An 18,105-nucleotide genomic window follows, 5' to 3' on the forward strand; every position below is an offset into this window, starting at 1 on the left:
GTCGATAGTCGGGCGCTCTTCTCGGCCAAGGCCGTCAGCGACCGATATGGAGCGTCTGCGGCTCGGACCAGGTTTCAAGAATACGGCCGAACGCCTGCCGCGTCGCCCGGACTCGCCATTCGTAATCACCGGGCTTCAATCCCGTCAGGGTGATCTCGGCAGCATCCAGCCTTGCTTCGTCGATCACCGGCCGCACGTCTGGATCAGTGGAGACCGGGCGGATCTGGAAGCGGAAATGCACATCGCCCGCGCCTTGCGCCTCCCAACGGAACAGATACCGTCGCTCCCGCCCTCTGCCGAACACCGAGGCCGCCAGATTGCTGAGCCCGTTGCGGGCGCGCAGCAGACTGTAGTTGGAGGCCAGGCCTTCGACGCCTTCGGCCGTCACCGCCGTCAGACGCACGAAATAGGCGCCGTCATCCAGTTGGTCGAACACGACGGCGTCGTCCGCCGTTTTGCTGCGCGCCTCTGCGAAGGCGTCGATCATCCCGGCGTCATTGGCCAGTCGGGCGCGATAATAGGCGATGTCGCCCTGCGGCCTCAGCGTAAGAGCCACGGCGGCCGCGCTCTGGATCCTGTCGGGCTGCAGCAGCTCAGGCGCAGGGGCCAGATCGGTCAGATGGGCCGAGCCCTTGGCTGAAACCACGCCCTGACGCGCCGCCGCGTCCAATAAGGCGCCTTCACCCTGGGCGCCCGGGGTCGACACCCCGACCAGACCCTCGATCACCTCGGTTGCGGCGCGGTCGACCTCATCATCATAGGAGACGCGGAACTGGGTGCCGCGCACCGCCGACACCGAAACCGGCGTGCGAATAGCGAAGCCGCCGGGCGCCCGCACCGGGGCGGCGCTGGCCTCAGCCCGCCCGGTCTCGACACGCATTTCCTGATCCAGGGCGCCGTTCAGCAGAATGGTCCGCAAACGCCCGACGCGCACCCGGCTCTGCGAGGGCAGGGTCACATGGCCGCCGTCCGGCAGGCCCAGGCGCACAAAGGCGTTGGCGCCGGTGGCGATGACCGCATCCTCGCTCACGATCTGACCCACGGTCGGCGTCGCGCTCTGGCCGGCCTGCAGGATCGTCACCGCTCCGCGAAAACCAGTGACCCGCGCCTGGGCCGGTTCGGTCCGCAGCAGATCGACAGGAAACCGCACCACCTGGCCCACCGCCATGCGTCGGTCATTGCGCACCCGGTTCAGCCGCTGGACCTGTTGATAATCAGATACGCGCAGCAGATAGGCGCGGGCCAGGTCCGACAGGGTGTCGCCCGGCTTCATCACATAATCGACGGTCGGCCGCGTCGGCGACGTGTCGGTCGGCGTCGCCCGGCCCGTCTGGGCCGATGCCGAACCCGTATAAATCATCGCCGTCAGACTGGCGGCGATGATCGCCCTCGCCCCCCGATATCCCAGGCCCCCGCGCCTCATGTTTCGTCGTCCTTCAACGGCGTCGTGCGCTCGGCTCCAGCCACACGCTCCAGCCGATAGCCATAACTATAGACCGGCGTCAGACGAAAGCCGTTCTGCGGCCGCAAACCCAGTTTGGCGCGCACCCGCGACACATGCATGTCCAGCGATCGGCTGTTCAGGTCGGGATCGCTGCCCCAGGCGGATTCGCTCAGATAGCTGCGCGACAGGGCCCGGTGGAGATTGCGGAACAACACCAGCGCCAGAGAGAACTCACGCGCCGTCAGCGTCACGGCTTCACCGCGCACGACCACCGCGGACATGGACGGATCAAAGCTCAGGCCCGCATGGGTCTCGATCCCGCCGTCGGCCCGTCCCGGATAGGCGCGCCGCAGCAGGGCCGCGATGCGGGCGGCGAGCACCGGGGGCGATATCGGCTTGGCCAGATAGTCGTCGGCGCCCGCCTCCAGGCCCGCGACAATATCCGCATCCTCGGTCCGACTGGTGACCAACAGCATCGGCGGCGGCGGGTCGACGTTCAGGCGCACCCAGCCGATCACCTCCAGGCCTGATCGATCCGGCAGGTTCCAGTCCAGCACCAACAGATCGAAGGTGTCGCGGCGCAACGCCGACAGCAGGGCGCCGGAACGTGAGAACCCCGTCGCACGATAGCCCGCGTCCTCCGCTACAGCCGTAATGGCCGCCAACTGCACCGGATCGTCGTCGAGCACGGCGATCTTCATCGAGTCTCCACCCCTTGATTTCCGCCCTTTTAACCCGCCGACGTCGCACAGGGCAGGAAGCGTCGCTGCGAGCGGTAAAGAGTTGTAACCTCAAACAGCCCCTCGGCGCGGCCCTTATACGCCGGACTGAGACTGGGAGATCGAAAAGAGCCGCGAATCTCCTGCGCGCACAATCGTTTACAAACCCGGGCGGCAGAGCCTGATAGCGTAGCCATAACGGCTGAGGGTCGCCTGATCGCCAATGGCGGACCGGGCTCGCCTGTGTTTTTCACAGGTTGAATCGCAGCCGATGAGGCGAGCAGTGCGATGACCAACCCGTTGAACGACAACCCCGCGCCCCGGCCGCTCAGTCCCGACGATGCGGCGCTCGACGCCCTGTGGCGCGAAGCTTTCGGCCAGCCCCTGCCCATCCTCGGCGCCGGCCATATCGTCCGGGAAATTCTCAAGGACCAGGGCATCACCGTGCCGCCCGCCCCCGCGCAGAGATCGGGTGCGAAGAAGAGCGAGCCCGCCAACCGCTGAACGACCTCAGTCAACACAGGGGCTGCGCATATTCGTGGCCCACCGCCTCGACGAGCGGGTCACGAACAGTTCACGCATTGTCCTGATACAGCCTGGATCGGCGGCCTTGCGCCCATGAGACAGGTTTCTGCCAAGCGCAACTCGCACAGCAAAACGCCCTCGCGTTTTGAGCGAGGGCGTTTTGGTTGTTTGGGTGCGGGAGTAGGATTTGAACCTACGACCTTCAGGTTATGAGCCTGACGAGCTACCGGGCTGCTCCATCCCGCGGCAAACGGTAGTGTCGTGAAGGAAGAACGGTTCGAGAAGAGCCTTTATGGGGCTGCGCAATCATTCTGTCCGCCTGGTAGACCCGGCGGCGACCTACTCTCCCGCGCCTTAAGACGAAGTACCATTGGCTCTGGAGGGCTTAACGACCGAGTTCGGAATGGGATCGGGTGGGGAACCTCCGACATAGCCACCAGGTCAACGAGGCGGACAGAAGGATTGCGAAGAAGACATTGTCAGAGATTGTTCGGGTCATTGAACAATCATCGAATGAGTTTTGCTGAGAAACGATCAAACCGATCGGATTATTAGTACCAGTAAGCTTCACGCGTCGCCGCGCTTCCACACCTGGCCTATCAACGTGGTAGTCTTCCACGATCCTCAGCGAAGCCTTGTTTTGAGGTTAGTTTCCCGCTTAGATGCTTTCAGCGGTTATCTATTCCATACTTAGCTACCCTGCTGCACAGCTGGCGCCATGACAGGTACACCAGAGGTATGTCCATCCCGGTCCTCTCGTACTAGGGACAGATCCTCTCAAGCTTCGAACACCCACGGCAGATAGGGACCAAACTGTCTCACGACGTTCTGAACCCAGCTCACGTACCACTTTAAATGGCGAACAGCCATACCCTTGGGACCTGCTCCAGCCCCAGGATGTGATGAGCCGACATCGAGGTGCCAAACTTTGCCGTCGATATGGACTCTTGGGCAAAATCAGCCTGTTATCCCTAGAGTACCTTTTATCCGTTGAGCGATGGCCCTTCCACTCGGGACCACCGGATCACTATGGCCGACTTTCGTCTCTGCTCGACTTGTCAGTCTCGCAGTCAGGCGAGCTTATGCCATTGCACTCGACGAGCGATTTCCGACCGCTCTGAGCTCACCATCGCGCGCCTCCGTTACACTTTGGGAGGCGACCGCCCCAGTCAAACTACCCACCACGCCATGTCCCGGGACCGGATAACGGCCCTCGGTTAGACGTCAACGACAGTAAGGGTGGTATTTCAAGGACGACTCCACCAGAGCTGGCGCCCCGGTTTCATAGTCTCCCACCTATCCTACACATACGGTCGCTAACGCCAAGGCGAAGCTATAGTAAAGGTTCATAGGGTCTTTCCGTCTGACCGCGGGAACCCCGCATCTTCACGGGGAATTCAATTTCACTGAGCCTGTGCTGGAGACAGTGGGGAAGTCGTTACGCCATTCGTGCAGGTCGGAACTTACCCGACAAGGAATTTCGCTACCTTAGGACCGTTATAGTTACGGCCGCCGTTTACCTGGGCTTCAGTTCGGAGCTTTCACTCCTCCCTTTAACCTTCAGGCACCGGGCAGGCGTCAGACCCTATACGTCGCATTGCTGCTTCGCAGAGCCCTGTGTTTTTGCTAAACAGTCGCTACCCCCTGGCTTGTGCCACTCATTCCTGCTTGCGCAAGGTGAGTCACGCTTATTCCGAAGTTACGCGTGCAATTTGCCGAGTTCCTTCAGCACAGTTCTCTCAAACGCCTTGGTATGCTCTACCTGACCACCTGTGTCGGTTTCGGGTACGGTCTCTGCTGGAGTTATTTCCTGGGACAACGCCCCCGCACACACAATCCAATAAGTGGGTACGAGTTAAGCCATCCGTCACTTCCAGCTGGTGCAGGAATATTTACCTGCTTCCCATCGACTACGCTTTTCAGCCTCGCCTTAGGGGCCGACTAACCCTGCGCAGATTAGCTTTACGCAGGAACCCTTGGTCTTTCGGCGAGAGTGTCTCTCACACTCTTATCGTTACTCATGTCAGCATTCTCACTTCCGATACCTCCAGCCAGGCTCACGCCTGACCTTCACCGGCTTACGGAACGCTCCGCTACCGCTTGCAGTAAACTGCAAACCCATATCTTCGGCGCACGGCTTGAGCCCCGTTACATTTTCCGCGCAGGATCGCTTGATCAGTGAGCTGTTACGCTTTCTTTAAAGGATGGCTGCTTCTAAGCCAACCTCCTGATTGTCAAAGCAATCCCACATCGTTTCCCACTTAGCCGTGACTTGGGGGCCTTAGATGATGGTTAGGGTTGTTTCCCTTTTCACGACGGACGTTAGCACCCGCCGTGTGTCTGCCCGATAGTTCTCTTGGGTATTCGGAGTTTGGTTAGTATTGGTACCGCTCGCGCAGCCCGCAACCATCCAGTGCTCTACCCCCCAAAGGAATTCGTCGGACGCTCTACCTAAATAGATTTCGCGGAGAACCAGCTATGTCCAGGTTTGATTGGCCTTTCACCCCTATCCACAAGTCATCCCAGAATTTTTCAACATTCACGGGTTCGGTCCTCCAGTTAGTGTTACCTAACCTTCAACCTGCTCATGGATAGATCACCTGGTTTCGGGTCGTCATACGTCGAACTTAGCGCCCTATTCAGACTCGCTTTCGCTGCGCCTACACCTAACGGCTTAAGCTTGCTCGACACATGAAGTCGCTGACCCATTATACAAAAGGTACGCCGTCACCGCGCTTGGCGGCTCCGACTGCTTGTAGGCTTCCGATTTCAGGATCTGTTTCACTCCCCTTGTCGGGGTGCTTTTCACCTTTCCCTCACGGTACTTGTTCACTATCGGTCGTAGAGGAGTACTTAGGCTTGGAGGGTGGTCCCCCCATGTTCAGACAGGATTTCACGTGTCCCGCCCTACTCGAGTCTCTTGCTATTTGATGACTACGGGGCTTTCACCCACTATGGCCGACCTTTCCAGATCGTTCGTCTTTATTTCACAAGAGCACTGGCCTGGTCCCGGTTCGCTCGCCACTACTACGGGAGTCTCGGTTGATGTCCTTTCCTCCGGGTACTGAGATGTTTCAGTTCCCCGGGTTCGCTTAATGAAGCCTATGTATTCAGCTCATTATACCTTTCAACAATCCGCCAATCGCTGCCCCGAAGAGCAGAGTTGGAAGACTGTAAAGGTGGGTTTCCCCATTCGGAAATAACCGGATCAAAGGGTGCTAGCGCCTCCCCGGTTCTTATCGCAGCTTGCCACGTCCTTCATCGCCTCTCTACGCCAAGGCATCCGTCAGAAGCCCTTCAACGTTTGATCGTTTCTCAGCAAAACTCATGCTTGGTTTATTCCGCCCGACTGGAAAGTTGCCGGGGGACCAAGCCTGATTTTTGTCAGACAATGTCTTCTTCTCGAACAAGACCTAAAAGCTCAGGGGAGCCGGTCACGTTCTTCCTTTACGATATCAATGCCTGTCGGCGAGCGCCGACGGGCAATACTTGATGCGATCTGCGAGCTTTGGCGGGGTGCGCCACCGCTTTCAAAGCGGAGCCTCTGGTCAAATGCCCCTCGCCGCACGGCGAGTGGTGGAGCCAGACGGAGTCGAACCGACGACATCCTGCTTGCAAAGCAGGCGCTCTACCAACTGAGCTATGGCCCCATTCCTTCGAGGAATAGTGCGAAGCCCAGGAGAGCTGTCATCGATACTGCCTAGGCTGGAGGCCAGCCCCAGCAAACCAGAATGACCTGGTAGGCCCGGGCAGACTCGAACTGCCGACCTTACGCTTATCAGGCGTACGCTCTAACCACCTGAGCTACGGGCCTATGGCAGCGACAGCCAGGTCGAATGACCCAGGCTCGCGATCGCGTCACCAATACAACAACCCGTATGGCTGATGTCTCAGTGACGAAAGAGGAAAGAGAAACGGAGACGGCGGCGTTCCGCCGTTTATTGGAGCCTCAATAGACAGTCTCGTGAGAGACGGCCTGGAGAAGCATCCTTAGAAAGGAGGTGATCCAGCCGCAGGTTCCCCTACGGCTACCTTGTTACGACTTCACCCCAGTCGCTGACCCTACCGTGGTCGCCTGCCTCCTTGCGGTCAGCGCAGCGCCTTCGGGTAGAACCAACTCCCATGGTGTGACGGGCGGTGTGTACAAGGCCCGGGAACGTATTCACCGCGGCATGCTGATCCGCGATTACTAGCGATTCCAACTTCATGCCCTCGAGTTGCAGAGGACAATCCGAACTGAGACGACTTTTAAGGATTAACCCTCTGTAGTCGCCATTGTAGCACGTGTGTAGCCCACCCTGTAAGGGCCATGAGGACTTGACGTCATCCCCACCTTCCTCCGGCTTAGCACCGGCAGTCCCATTAGAGTTCCCAACTAAATGATGGCAACTAATGGCGAGGGTTGCGCTCGTTGCGGGACTTAACCCAACATCTCACGACACGAGCTGACGACAGCCATGCAGCACCTGTGTCCTAGTCCCCGAAGGGAAAGCCAGATCTCTCTGGCGGTCCAGGCATGTCAAAAGGTGGTAAGGTTCTGCGCGTTGCTTCGAATTAAACCACATGCTCCACCGCTTGTGCGGGCCCCCGTCAATTCCTTTGAGTTTTAATCTTGCGACCGTACTCCCCAGGCGGATTGCTTAATGCGTTAGCTGCGTCACCGAAATGCATGCATCCCGACAACTAGCAATCATCGTTTACGGCGTGGACTACCAGGGTATCTAATCCTGTTTGCTCCCCACGCTTTCGAGCCTCAGCGTCAGTAATGAGCCAGTGTGTCGCCTTCGCCACTGGTGTTCTTCCGAATATCTACGAATTTCACCTCTACACTCGGAGTTCCACACACCTCTCTCATACTCAAGACACCCAGTATCAAAGGCAATTCCGAGGTTGAGCCCCGGGATTTCACCCCTGACTTAAATGTCCGCCTACGCTCCCTTTACGCCCAGTAATTCCGAGCAACGCTAGCCCCCTTCGTATTACCGCGGCTGCTGGCACGAAGTTAGCCGGGGCTTCTTCTCCGGGTACCGTCATTATCGTCCCCGGTGAAAGAATTTTACAATCCTAAGACCTTCATCATTCACGCGGCATGGCTGCGTCAGGCTTTCGCCCATTGCGCAAGATTCCCCACTGCTGCCTCCCGTAGGAGTTTGGGCCGTGTCTCAGTCCCAATGTGGCTGATCATCCTCTCAGACCAGCTACTGATCGTCGCCTTGGTGAGCCTTTACCTCACCAACTAGCTAATCAGACGCGGGCCGCTCTAAAGGCGATAAATCTTTCCCCCGAAGGGCACATTCGGTATTAGCACAAGTTTCCCTGAGTTATTCCGAACCTAAAGGCACGTTCCCACGTGTTACTCACCCGTCCGCCACTAACTCCGAAGAGTTCGTTCGACTTGCATGTGTTAGGCCTGCCGCCAGCGTTCGCTCTGAGCCAGGATCAAACTCTCAGGTTGAGTTGACTTCTGACCTAAGCTTGAAGCCTACCGAAGTAAGCTTGGCATTAGTTCTACGTATTTTATTGACGAGTTCCCACGTCATCGATCCGAAGACCGACGCATGGTATCTTTTCAAAAAGACCGCAGATAGTCAGTGTCGTATGATGACCTCGAAGGGCCATCGCAAGAACACCGCCGCCTGCGTTTCTCTTTCCAAATCAACAATGTCAAAGACCCAAACCGCTCCAGCGGCCCGACTTGTTTAGCGCCGGTGTCGTCGGCGGAGGCGGGTGTTTAGTCGCCTCAGTTTTGAAAGTCAAACACTTCGTTGAAGTTTTTTTTCTTTCGTTCAAAACCCCGGAAGGTCTTGCCTCAGAAGCCCCGAGGGGCCCGTTGGAGAGGGGCGGTTTAGAGACCGTCCAAATCCCTGTCAACCTTTTCTTTTTCAAGAGAAAATCGATCAGCTCGCGGCCGCGAGGAGCGGCGAAGAGGGGCGGGGTTTAGGCCCCCGCCCGACCCGAGTCAACCGAACACTGAAGCTTTTTCAAAACTCGTTGTTCGGTCCGGTTTCAACCCCTAGCCCAGAGCGGCCAAAAGCTCCGGCACAGCCGTCTTATAGTCTGCGACCAGACCGTAGTCGGCGACCTGGAAGATCGGCGCATCGGGGTCCTTGTTGATGGCCACGATGGTCTTGGAGTCCTTCATGCCCGCCAGGTGCTGGATCGCGCCCGAAATGCCGATGGCGATATAGAGGGCAGGCGCAACGACCTTGCCGGTCTGTCCGACCTGATAGTCATTGGGCGCATAGCCCGCATCGACCGCAGCGCGCGAGGCGCCGATGGCGGCGCCCAGCTTGTCGGCCAGCGGCTCCATCACGGAATGGAACTCATCCGCCGAACCGAGGGCGCGGCCGCCCGAGACGATGATCTTGGCGGCGCCCAGTTCAGGACGATCCGACTTGACCATTTCTTCCGAGACGAAGGCCGTCTTGGGCGCATCGGCGCCGGCGACGCTCTCTATAGAAGCGGAACCGCCCTCAGCCGCAGCGGCGAACGCGGTCGGACGCACGGTGATCACCTTCTTGGCGTCAGAGGACTGGACCGTCTCCAGCGCATTGCCCGCATAGATGGGGCGCACAAAGGTGTCGGCCGAGACGACCTCGACGATGTCGGAAATCGGGGCGACGTCCAGCTTGGCGGCGATGCGCGGTGCGAAATTCTTGCCGTCGGTCGAGGCCGGGGTCAGGATCGCGTCATAGTTGGCGGCCAGGGGCACGACGGTCGCTTCAACAGCTTCGGCCAGGCCGTGGCCCAGACCGGCGCTTTCGGCCAGCAGCACCTTGCGGACGCCTGCGATCTTGGCGGCGCTGTCGGCGGCGGCCTGCGCGCCCTGCCCCACGACCAGAACGTCCACGTCGGACGACAGGCCCAGAGCGGCGGTCACGGTCTTGTTGGTGGTGTCGCGAACGGCGGAGCCGTCGTGATCGGCGATGACGAGGACAGCCATATTACAGCGCTCCCGCGGACTTGAGCTTGGAAACCAGTTCGGCGGCGTCGGCGACCTTGACCCCGGCGGAGCGCTTGGGCGGTTCGGTGACCTTCACGACCTTCAGACGATCGGCGACATCAACGCCGTAGTCGGCGACCGCCTTCACGGCGATCTCCTTCTTCTTGGCCTTCATGATGTTGGGCAGGCTGGCGTAGCGCGGCGTGTTCAGACGCAGGTCCACCGTCACGACCGCGGGCAGTTCAGCCGCAACCGTCTGCAGACCGCCGTCGACTTCACGCGTCACCGTGGCCTTGCCGCCGTCGATGACCAGCTTGCCTGCGAAGGTGGCCTGGGGCCAGTCCAGCAGTGCGGCCAGCATCTGGCCCACCGCATTGTTGTCGCCGTCGATGGACTGTTTGCCCATCAGGACCAGGTCGGGCTTTTCCTCCTCGACCACCGCCTTGAGCAGCTTGGCGACCGCCAGCGGCTCCAGATCGGCGTCCGACTGGATCAGCACGCCGCGGTCCGCGCCCATGGCCAGGGCCGTGCGGATGGTTTCCTGGGCCTGGGTCACGCCGATGGAGACGACCACGATCTCGGTCGCGGTTCCGGCGGCATGGTGTTCCTTGCCTTCCTTAAGACGCACAGCCTCTTCGACGGCGATTTCGTCGAAGGGATTCATGCTCATCTTTACGTTGGCCAGATCGACGCCTGACTGGTCCGCCTTGACGCGGGCCTTGACGTTATAGTCGATCACCCGTTTGACGGGGACGAGTACCTTCATGGGTCTATCCGTGAAATCGCCTGAATGTAGAGGCAGGGACATGGAGCGGTCGCGAAGGCCTGTCAACGTAACGCGGGGTCAAGCTTTGGCTGCGCGCCACACCCAACGGATCAATCGATGAAGCGTTTCCTGACCTTTCCCCGCCTGGCCATGCTGTTCGCGGGGGTCTTCGGCCTGGCGGTGATCGGCGTCTTCGCCATCCAGAACTATTGGGTCGCGCCGGGCAAACGCTGCGAGGCGGCGGGCAAATGGTACGACATGGAAAACCGCATCTGCGCCCAGCCCATCTCGATTGCGGAAATCACCGGCCGTCCGATCGGCGTGTCACGCGCCGAAGCCTCGGCCGAGAAGAATCGCGAACTGGTGAAGATCGAAAACGAGATCGCCCTGCAGAATCAGGCGCGCGACGCCGAGACCGCTCGCCAGAAGGCGGCGCTGGCCGCCCGCAAGGGCAACTGATCCAGAAGGTCTAGCGGGTCGCGCCCGGCTTCCACTTGATGTCGTTGGCGCCATTGGCGTTGGCGCGGCGGCCGGCGACGAACAGATGGTCGGACAGGCGGTTGAGGTATTTCACCGCCGCCGCGTTCACCGCCTCGCCCGTTTCCACCAGACGCACCGCCTCGCGCTCGGCGCGACGGCAGACCGTGCGCGCCACATGCAGATGCGACGACAGGGGCGAGCCGCCCGGCAGGATGAAGCTGTCCAGCGGCTTCAGGCTCTCGTTCATCCAGTCGATTTCCTGCTCCAGCCGTTCGACCTGGCTGTCGACGATGCGCAGGGCCTCCCAGGCTGGGGGCGGATCGAGGGGGGTGGCCAGATCGGCGCCCAGATCAAACAGCTCGTTCTGGATCCGACCCAGCATGGCGTCGATCCGGTCGTTCTGGCCGCTGTTCAGGCGGGCCACGCCGATGACGGCGTTCAACTCGTCCACCGCGCCATAGGCTTCGACCCGGCGGTCCGTCTTTGACACCGGCGCGCCCGACGCCAGCCGCGTCTGTCCGCCATCGCCGGTCCGGGTGTAGATCTTGTTCAGCACGACCATGATCAGCCTCCGCGCGTCGCCTTCCACAACATCCCGACCACCAGCAGCAGGATCGCCACCGCCTGCAGGCCGACCCGCAGCCGCATCAGCTTGTTGGAGTTGGAGCGTGCATAGTCTCCGCCCCGGAACAGCGAATAAAGGCCGAACCCCAGGGTGACGGCGACGGCGGCGATAGCGACCAGGATCAGGATGTCGAAAATCTGCATAGCCCCGTTCTAGGCCCGCAAGCGGCGCCGCGCCAGCGCAAGGGACCGGATCAGCCGCCGCCGAAAACCGCGCCCTCAGGGGTGCGACACTTGCGACCCTTTCGCACACCCCCCTTGGTGCGGATTTGCGAATGATGTTGAGAGGCGCTCGCAACAACCGGGACCTTTCTCAAGATGACCTTCTCCACCCGCGCTCGCCTGCTGGCCGGCGTTTCGTGCGCCTTCGGCCTGACCTCCGGCGCCGCCTTCGCCCAGACGTCGTCCGCGACGACACAACCGGCGAACCTGGAGGAAGTCGTCGTCACCGCCTCGGGCTTTGAGCAGCGCATCACCCAGGCCCCTGCCTCCATCAGCGTCATCCCCCGCGCCGAGATCGAAGAGATCCGCGCCGTCTCGCTGGCCGAAATCCTGAACAATGTCGAAGGCGTCGACACCGGCGCCGCTGTCGGCAAGACCGGCGGCCAGACCATCAACATCCGCGGCATGGGCTCCGACTACACCCTGATCCTGGTCGACGGCCGTCGCCAGAACACGGCGGGCAGCGTGACCCCGAACGGTTTCGGCGAAACCTCGTCCAGTTTCATGCCGCCAGTCTCGGCCATTGAGCGCGTCGAGGTCGTGCGCGGTCCCGTTTCGACCCTGTATGGCTCGGACGCCATGGGCGGGGTGGTCAACATCATCACCCGCAAGATCGGCGACAGCTGGCACGGTTCGGCGACGGCCCACTACACGATCCAGGGCGATGACGAGTTCGGCGCCATCCGCGGCGGCGACGTCTATCTGGCCGGTCCTCTGGTCGCGGACCGCATCGGCGTGTCCATCCGGGCGTCACGCTCGGAGCGTGAACAGTCGAAACTGACCTATGAGACCATCAACGGCGTCCAGACGCCGGTGTCGGGCTTTGGCCGCAGCGCCACCGCCAACCAGATCTGGTCGGCGGGCGGGCGTGTCGCCTTCAACCTGCACCCCGACCATGACCTGTGGATCGACGGCGACGTGACGCGCCAGTGGTACGACAACTCAAAGGGCCAGATGGGCACCGCCACCACCGCAGGCGGCTATGACCGGTTCCTGGAGTTCAACCGCGACCAGATCTCGGTGGCCCACAACTGGCGCCTGCCGTTCGGCGTGCTGGAATCCAACTATTCGCTGAACAAGACGACCACCGACGGCCGCATAATCCCCAACGGCGTGGCGGGCGCAGGCGGTTCGCGCACGCTGGAGAGCGAGAACCGCATCTTCGACACCAAGCTGTTCTCGCAATGGCGCAACCACACCTTCACCATCGGCGGCCAGCATTGGGAAGCCGAAATGACCGATGGCGTGGTGTCGGGCACGTTCAACCACACCCAGTGGGCGGTCTTCGCCGAAGACGAATGGCGCTTCACCGACAGCCTGGCCCTGACGCTGGGCGCGCGCCACGACGATCACTCGACCTTTGGTTCGCACTTCAGTCCGCGCGCCTATCTGGTGTGGAACCCCAACGAGACCTGGACGGTGAAAGGCGGCGTCAGCCAGGGCTTCAAGACCCCGCGGCTTGAGCAGTTGGCCTCGGGCATCAACGGCTTCGGCGCCCAGGGCCGCCTGCCCCTGCTGGGCAGCCCCGGTCTGAAGCCGGAAACCTCGACCTCGACCGAGTTCGCCGTTCTCTATGACGACCGCCGACATCTGCGCGCCGGCGTGACCGTCTTCCACAACAAGTTCGAAGACAAGATCGCCTCGGGCGTGCCCATCGCCAACTGCGTGTTCGGCCTGACCCAGGCTCAATATAATGCAGGCGGCTACAACACCTCGGGCTGCTATGATGTGGGCTTCTACACCCCCTACATCTCCACGGTCGCCAGCTATGGCCAGAGCGTGAACATCGACGAGGCGGTGACGCAAGGGGTCGAGGCCTACGCCCGCTATCGCTTCAACGACGCCTGGACGCTTCAGGGCAACTACACCTTCACCGACAGCGAACAGAAGTCGGGCGCAGCCGCCGGCCAGCCCCTGACCGACACGCCCGAGCATATGCTGAACGGCAATCTGCGCTGGGTCGCCAATGACCGCCTGAACCTTTGGCTGCGCGGCGAATACCGCTCGTCGCGCTATCGCGGCGAGGGCGCGGCCCAGACGGCGCTGGGCGACTACAAGGCCTACAGCCTGTTCCACCTGGGCGGCGCCTATCAGATCGACAAGAACCTGACCCTGAACGCCGTGGTCTATAATCTGTTCGACAAGGATTTCGTCAGCCTGTTGCCCTACGGACCGACGCCGACCTACGCGCCCGAGTTCGCCAACAATCAGGAGCCGCGCCGCCTCTGGATTTCGGTCACCGCCGCCTTCTGATTTCCTTCCCCGCGCCTGCCCACAGGGGTCGCTTCGGCGACCCCTGTTCTTTTTTGCGCCTCAGCTAAGCCCTTGGTCACCATTAGGCGTCATCCTGGCGTCATGACTGATCGCGCCGTCCGCAGCCTCGAACACCTCAAGGGCTCCGCCTCCACCGCCCGCGTGCTGAATCTGTTGCGCGTCTGGGAGGAGAATGGCGACGGCGGCAGCGACGGCGTGGCCAAGAACCCGGAATGGGCCGAACGTCCCATCTTCCACACCACGGCCCTGAATCGGGCCCTGATCATCAAGCACCGTCTGCGCCGCAACGAGTTCGACCTGTTCACCGGGCGGCGTCAGGTGGCGACGAAAATCATCATCCCCATCGACGAAGCCGATCTGAAGACCGGCGGCCGCTATGTCTTCGTGAACCAGATCGGCTTCGAACGGGCGATGACCGAGGCGTTCGGCGTGGCGCCGGACCATCCCGACATCACCACCCTGCGCCTGATCGACAAGCTGCCCTCGCTGGACCCCTTCCTGCTGCGTGAACAGCTGCGGCGCGGCGGCCAGGACCCGGCGGCCTGCTATTTCTCGATCAGCGAAGGCGATCTTCAGCGCATGACGGCCTTCGTGCGGTGCGAGATCGAGCCGCTGGTGACCCTGAGCCTTGGCCCGGACACCATGGCCCTGGCGCACGAATCCGCCACCCGCATGGCCGCCAAGATCCTGTCCAACAGCCCCGGCGACCAGTTGGACGCCCTGCGCCAGACCCTGCGCCTGGCGCCGGAGCAGTATCAGGAGGGCGTCTTCTGCTGGAAGGGCTTCCTCTATTACAAATGGACCCTGTCCACCCTGCTCAGCGAAGTCGGCGTCGTCGCCGAATCCGTGCGCACCACCCATCCGGCGGGCAGGATGGACCGGGCGGCCCGCGAATATCTGGACCGCAGCCGCGAAGTCCTGCGCATGCGCATCATCAAGACCTGCGACGAGGTCAGCCGCACCCTGCGCGTCTATGACGACGCCTACGCCAAGCTGACGCAGGAAGGCCATCCGGTCGCCTTCCGCGACTTCCTGCTGGACGCCCCGGCCATGTTCGCCAAGCTGGGCGACCAGCTGGGCGCGGTCCAGCATATCGTCAGCTACTGGCGCTTCCGCTTCGGCCCCAACAGCCCCCCGGTCAATGTCGAGGAGCTGATGGACATCTTCATGGACTTCGAGACCGGCCTTCTGGGTCGGGGCGAAATCCCCGAGGCGTCAGGCGTTCTGGCCGCCTGACGGGCGGAAAAGGTTGCATCCCCGCCCCCCCGGTCTTATGCGCGCGTCAACTTCCCGAACGCTTGCAAAAGAGTTGCCATGTCCGCCCCTGCCGACAAGCCCGTCAAAAAGGTCGTTCTCGCCTATTCGGGCGGTCTCGACACCTCGATCATCCTGAAGTGGCTTCAGACCGAATATAACGCCGAGGTCGTGACCTTCACGGCGGACCTGGGCCAGGGCGAGGAGCTTGGCCCGGCGCGCGAGAAGGCCCTGAAGCTGGGCATCAAGCCCGAGAACATCTTCATCGACGACCTGCGCGAAGAGTTCGTGCGCGACTTCGTCTTCCCGATGTTCCGCGCCAACGCCCTGTATGAAGGCCAGTATCTGCTGGGCACCTCCATCGCCCGCCCGCTGATCGCCAAGCGCCAGATCGAGATCGCCAAACAGGTCGGCGCAGACGCCGTCTGTCACGGCGCCACCGGCAAGGGCAACGACCAGGTGCGGTTCGAACTGGGCTACTACGCCCTGAACCCCGACATCCACGTCATCGCCCCCTGGCGCGAATGGGAGTTCCGCAGCCGCGAGGCCCTGCTGGACTTCGCCGAGAAGAACCAGATCCCGATCGCCAAGGACAAGCGCGGCGAGGCGCCCTTCTCGGTCGACGCCAACCTCCTGCACTCCTCGTCCGAGGGCAAGGTGCTGGAAGACCCGGCGGTCGAGGCGCCCGAGTTCGTGCACCAGCGCACCATCTCGCCGGAAGACGCGCCGGATACGCCGACGGTCATCGAGATCGGCTTCGAAAAGGGCGACGCCGTGTCGATCAACGGCGAGGCCATGTCCCCCGCCACCCTGCTGACCGCACTGAACCAGTACGGCCACGACAACGGCATCGGCCGTCTGGACCTGGTCGAGAACCGCTTCGTCGGCATGAAGTCGCGCGGCGTCTATGAGACCCCCGGCGGCACCATCCTGCTGGCGGCGCACCGCGGCATCGAATCGATCACCCTGGATCGCGGCGCCATGCACCTGAAGGACGAACTGGCGGTCAAATACGCCCACCTCGTCTATAACGGCTTCTGGTTCTCGCCCGAGCGCGAGATGCTGCAGGCCGCCGTCGACAAGAGCCAGGAAAAGGTCTCCGGCACGGTCAAGGTCAAGCTCTACAAGGGCAACACCACCGTTATCGGCCGCGAAAGCCCCTACAGCCTGTACGATCAGGATCTGGTCACCTTCGAAGAAGGCGTCCAGGCCTATGACCACCACGACGCCGAGGGCTTCATCAAGCTGAACGCCCTGCGCCTGCGCGTCCTCGCCAAGCGCGACGCCCGCAAGAACTAAGGCCAATCGACATTCGGTTGGCCGACGTTAAGCCGTCATTTCGGGTTCTTCGCTTCGCTCAGTCCCGGAATGACAGCTTCGGACTGAATGTCGACCGAGCCTAGGCCATCTAAGGCCGGGCGATCCTCAGGATCGCCCGGTTCTTGTCGTCGGTCACCCAGATCGAACCGTCCCGCGCCACAGCCATGACCACCGGCGCGCCCTGCGGCTGACGGTCCGCAATCCTGTTCCAGCCCGGCGTCAGCACCTTGCCGCGAATGCTGGGCGCCCCCGCCGGATAGGCCAGCGACCCGCGCGGATAGATGGCGTAGCGCCCGCCGCGATCCACCAGCGGCACGCCCTGCCCGTCCGTCTCCGCCGCCACGATGCGTCCGCCCGCCCGGCGATAGCCGTGCCAGGTCATCAGCAGACGCCCGCGCAGCTCCGGGAACATGGCCCCCTCATAATAGATCAGGTCCAGAGGCGCCGCGTGCGGCGGCAGCAGGGCGACGGGGCTGGCGCGCTGGCTGCAACGTGACTGGGCCGCGCTCCATCCTGGCAGGGGCGTGGCCAGATCCACGCAATAGGGCCAGCCGTAGTCGCCGCCCTGGCGCAGCACATTGATCTCGTCATACGGATGATCCGGCGTGGTCAGATCGACCGAGTTCTCGCCCTGCAGGATCGTGCCGGACGGATGCCGCACCAGGGCGATGGAGTTGCGCAGACCCGAGGCGAAGACCGTGCTGTCCTCAGACCAGCGCCCGCGTCCCAGATAGGCGTGTCGGCGCACCTGGGCCGTCGCTGCGCTGTCGATGCAGGCGCCGGAGGCGTCGACCAGCGGCTTGCCGGATGGATCGACGCAGCGATCCGTCGGCGCGCCCACATTGACCAGCAGATCGCCGTTGCCGTCGAAGACGAAGCTGGACAGCGGGTGGCGGTTGTCATGAAGCTGGTTGTCCGGCAGGCCGCCGATCACCGTGCGGACGCTGGCGGCCGGATCAGCGGCGTCGGGGTCCAGGGTCAGGATGCGGTTCATCTCCGACACATAGATGCGTCCGTCCGGCCCGCGCGCCACGGTGTGGGGCATGCTCAGGTCGCGCGCCAGCCGTCGCCAGCTGGCTGCGCCGTCGCTGCCGAAGCTCAGCCGCCAGACCGCGCCCCGACCCGCCGACCACGCCCCCAGATCGGTCACCAGCCAGTCGCCGTCGGCCAGCTGCATCAGGCCGCGCGGCATCAACGGTCCGTCGGCGCCCGCCCCCTGCCAGACCAGCCCCAGACAATAGTTCGGAGCCATCCGCACCGTCGTGGAGGGCGTTCCGGCGCACTGGCCCTCGGTCACATACTGACGCCGCGCGGCGGTCTGCGCCTGCGGACTTGCGGCGGCGCCGACGACCCCGGCGAAGGCCAGGGCGGCGGCGAGAAGCGGGGTCAGTTTTCGCATCGTCATGACCGGATTCATGCGACCCCAGGCGGCGCTCTGGCAAGGGCGCCCGCCCTGGAACGAACGAATGCCGCAATACGGGCTTGCCACCGCCGTCATAGGCCTTGAGGTTGTGCGCCTGAAAATTGGAGTTTC

12 protein-coding genes, 3 tRNA genes and 3 rRNA genes are annotated in these 18,105 nt (G+C 62.3%); 5 read left to right on the top strand and 13 right to left on the bottom strand.

The genetic code is table 11. The features are described 5' to 3' along the window. Positions 1–34 precede the first annotated feature (34 nt). Together KWG56_RS13445 and KWG56_RS13450 are read right to left on the bottom strand one after the other, a co-directional pair. Positions 35–1,423 (bottom strand): FecR domain-containing protein, encoded by a 1,389-nt coding sequence (locus KWG56_RS13445; protein WP_219355149.1) that lies wholly within the window; start codon positions 1,421–1,423, stop codon positions 35–37. Next, positions 1,420–2,145, bottom strand: coding sequence for a response regulator transcription factor (locus KWG56_RS13450; RefSeq protein ID WP_219355150.1), 726 nt, complete (start codon positions 2,143–2,145; stop codon positions 1,420–1,422). Before KWG56_RS13450 ends, KWG56_RS13445 begins: the two co-directional genes overlap by 4 nt. Positions 2,146–2,451: 306 nt before the next feature. On the opposite strand from KWG56_RS13450, the gene KWG56_RS13455 reads away from it, so the two are divergent. Beyond that, positions 2,452–2,667 (top strand): hypothetical protein, encoded by a 216-nt coding sequence (locus tag KWG56_RS13455; RefSeq protein WP_219355151.1) that lies wholly within the window; start codon positions 2,452–2,454, stop codon positions 2,665–2,667. Between the two features lie 190 nt (positions 2,668–2,857). On the opposite strand, the gene KWG56_RS13460 is transcribed toward KWG56_RS13455, so the two are convergent. From KWG56_RS13460 to KWG56_RS13495, 8 genes are all read right to left on the bottom strand, one after another. Next, positions 2,858–2,934: transfer RNA gene (locus KWG56_RS13460), tRNA-Met, on the bottom strand. An 80-nt stretch (positions 2,935–3,014) separates the two neighbouring features. Continuing rightward, a 5S ribosomal RNA gene (gene rrf / locus KWG56_RS13465) occupies positions 3,015–3,129 on the bottom strand. Between the two features lie 89 nt (positions 3,130–3,218). Beyond that, a 23S ribosomal RNA gene (locus tag KWG56_RS13470) occupies positions 3,219–5,998 on the bottom strand. Between the two features lie 264 nt (positions 5,999–6,262). After that, positions 6,263–6,338, bottom strand: a tRNA-Ala gene (locus KWG56_RS13475). An 87-nt stretch (positions 6,339–6,425) separates the two neighbouring features. Beyond that, positions 6,426–6,502 (bottom strand) — tRNA-Ile (locus KWG56_RS13480). A 180-nt stretch (positions 6,503–6,682) separates the two neighbouring features. Further along, positions 6,683–8,143: ribosomal RNA gene (locus KWG56_RS13485) — 16S ribosomal RNA — on the bottom strand. The 16S, 23S and 5S rRNA genes sit together here with 3 tRNA genes alongside, the layout of an rRNA operon. A gap of 558 nt (positions 8,144–8,701) precedes the next feature. Continuing rightward, entirely contained in the window at positions 8,702–9,631 is a 930-nt protein-coding gene (locus tag KWG56_RS13490; protein ID WP_219355152.1) for an electron transfer flavoprotein subunit alpha/FixB family protein, read from the bottom strand. Position 9,632: 1 nt separating this feature from the next. Then, positions 9,633–10,397: an electron transfer flavoprotein subunit beta/FixA family protein gene (locus tag KWG56_RS13495; RefSeq protein WP_201098866.1), complete on the bottom strand. Its 765-nt coding sequence runs from the start codon at positions 10,395–10,397 to the stop codon at positions 9,633–9,635. A gap of 117 nt (positions 10,398–10,514) precedes the next feature. Here KWG56_RS13495 and KWG56_RS13500 point away from each other — a divergent pair, with 117 nt between their 5' ends. Then, positions 10,515–10,856, top strand: coding sequence for a hypothetical protein (locus KWG56_RS13500; RefSeq protein ID WP_219355153.1), 342 nt, complete (start codon positions 10,515–10,517; stop codon positions 10,854–10,856). A 10-nt stretch (positions 10,857–10,866) separates the two neighbouring features. Here KWG56_RS13500 and KWG56_RS13505 read toward each other — a convergent pair whose 3' ends face one another. Next, entirely contained in the window at positions 10,867–11,439 is a 573-nt protein-coding gene (locus tag KWG56_RS13505) for a cob(I)yrinic acid a,c-diamide adenosyltransferase (protein ID WP_219355154.1), read from the bottom strand. Positions 11,440–11,441: 2 nt separating this feature from the next. Continuing rightward, positions 11,442–11,645 (bottom strand): twin transmembrane helix small protein, encoded by a 204-nt coding sequence (locus KWG56_RS13510; protein WP_219355155.1) that lies wholly within the window; start codon positions 11,643–11,645, stop codon positions 11,442–11,444. Positions 11,646–11,819: 174 nt separating this feature from the next. Here KWG56_RS13510 and KWG56_RS13515 point away from each other — a divergent pair, with 174 nt between their 5' ends. The 3 genes from KWG56_RS13515 (at position 11,820) to KWG56_RS13525 (ending at position 16,550) form a co-directional block, all read left to right on the top strand. After that, a complete protein-coding gene (locus KWG56_RS13515) occupies positions 11,820–13,976 on the top strand; it encodes a TonB-dependent receptor domain-containing protein (protein ID WP_219355156.1) in 2,157 nt (718 codons plus the stop codon). A 102-nt stretch (positions 13,977–14,078) separates the two neighbouring features. Then, positions 14,079–15,233, top strand: a complete 1,155-nt coding sequence (locus tag KWG56_RS13520; protein WP_201098852.1) for a hypothetical protein — start codon at positions 14,079–14,081, stop codon at positions 15,231–15,233. Between the two features lie 78 nt (positions 15,234–15,311). Next, positions 15,312–16,550 (top strand): argininosuccinate synthase, encoded by a 1,239-nt coding sequence (locus tag KWG56_RS13525; protein WP_219355157.1) that lies wholly within the window; start codon positions 15,312–15,314, stop codon positions 16,548–16,550. A 109-nt stretch (positions 16,551–16,659) separates the two neighbouring features. Here the strand turns inward: KWG56_RS13525 and KWG56_RS13530 are convergent, their stop codons facing one another. Then, positions 16,660–17,976, bottom strand: coding sequence for a PQQ-dependent sugar dehydrogenase (locus KWG56_RS13530; protein WP_244999518.1), 1,317 nt, complete (start codon positions 17,974–17,976; stop codon positions 16,660–16,662). Positions 17,977–18,105 lie beyond the last annotated feature (129 nt).

Origin of the sequence: Brevundimonas nasdae (assembly GCF_019395145.1) — a bacterium.
GTDB classification, from domain to species: domain Bacteria; phylum Pseudomonadota; class Alphaproteobacteria; order Caulobacterales; family Caulobacteraceae; genus Brevundimonas; species Brevundimonas nasdae.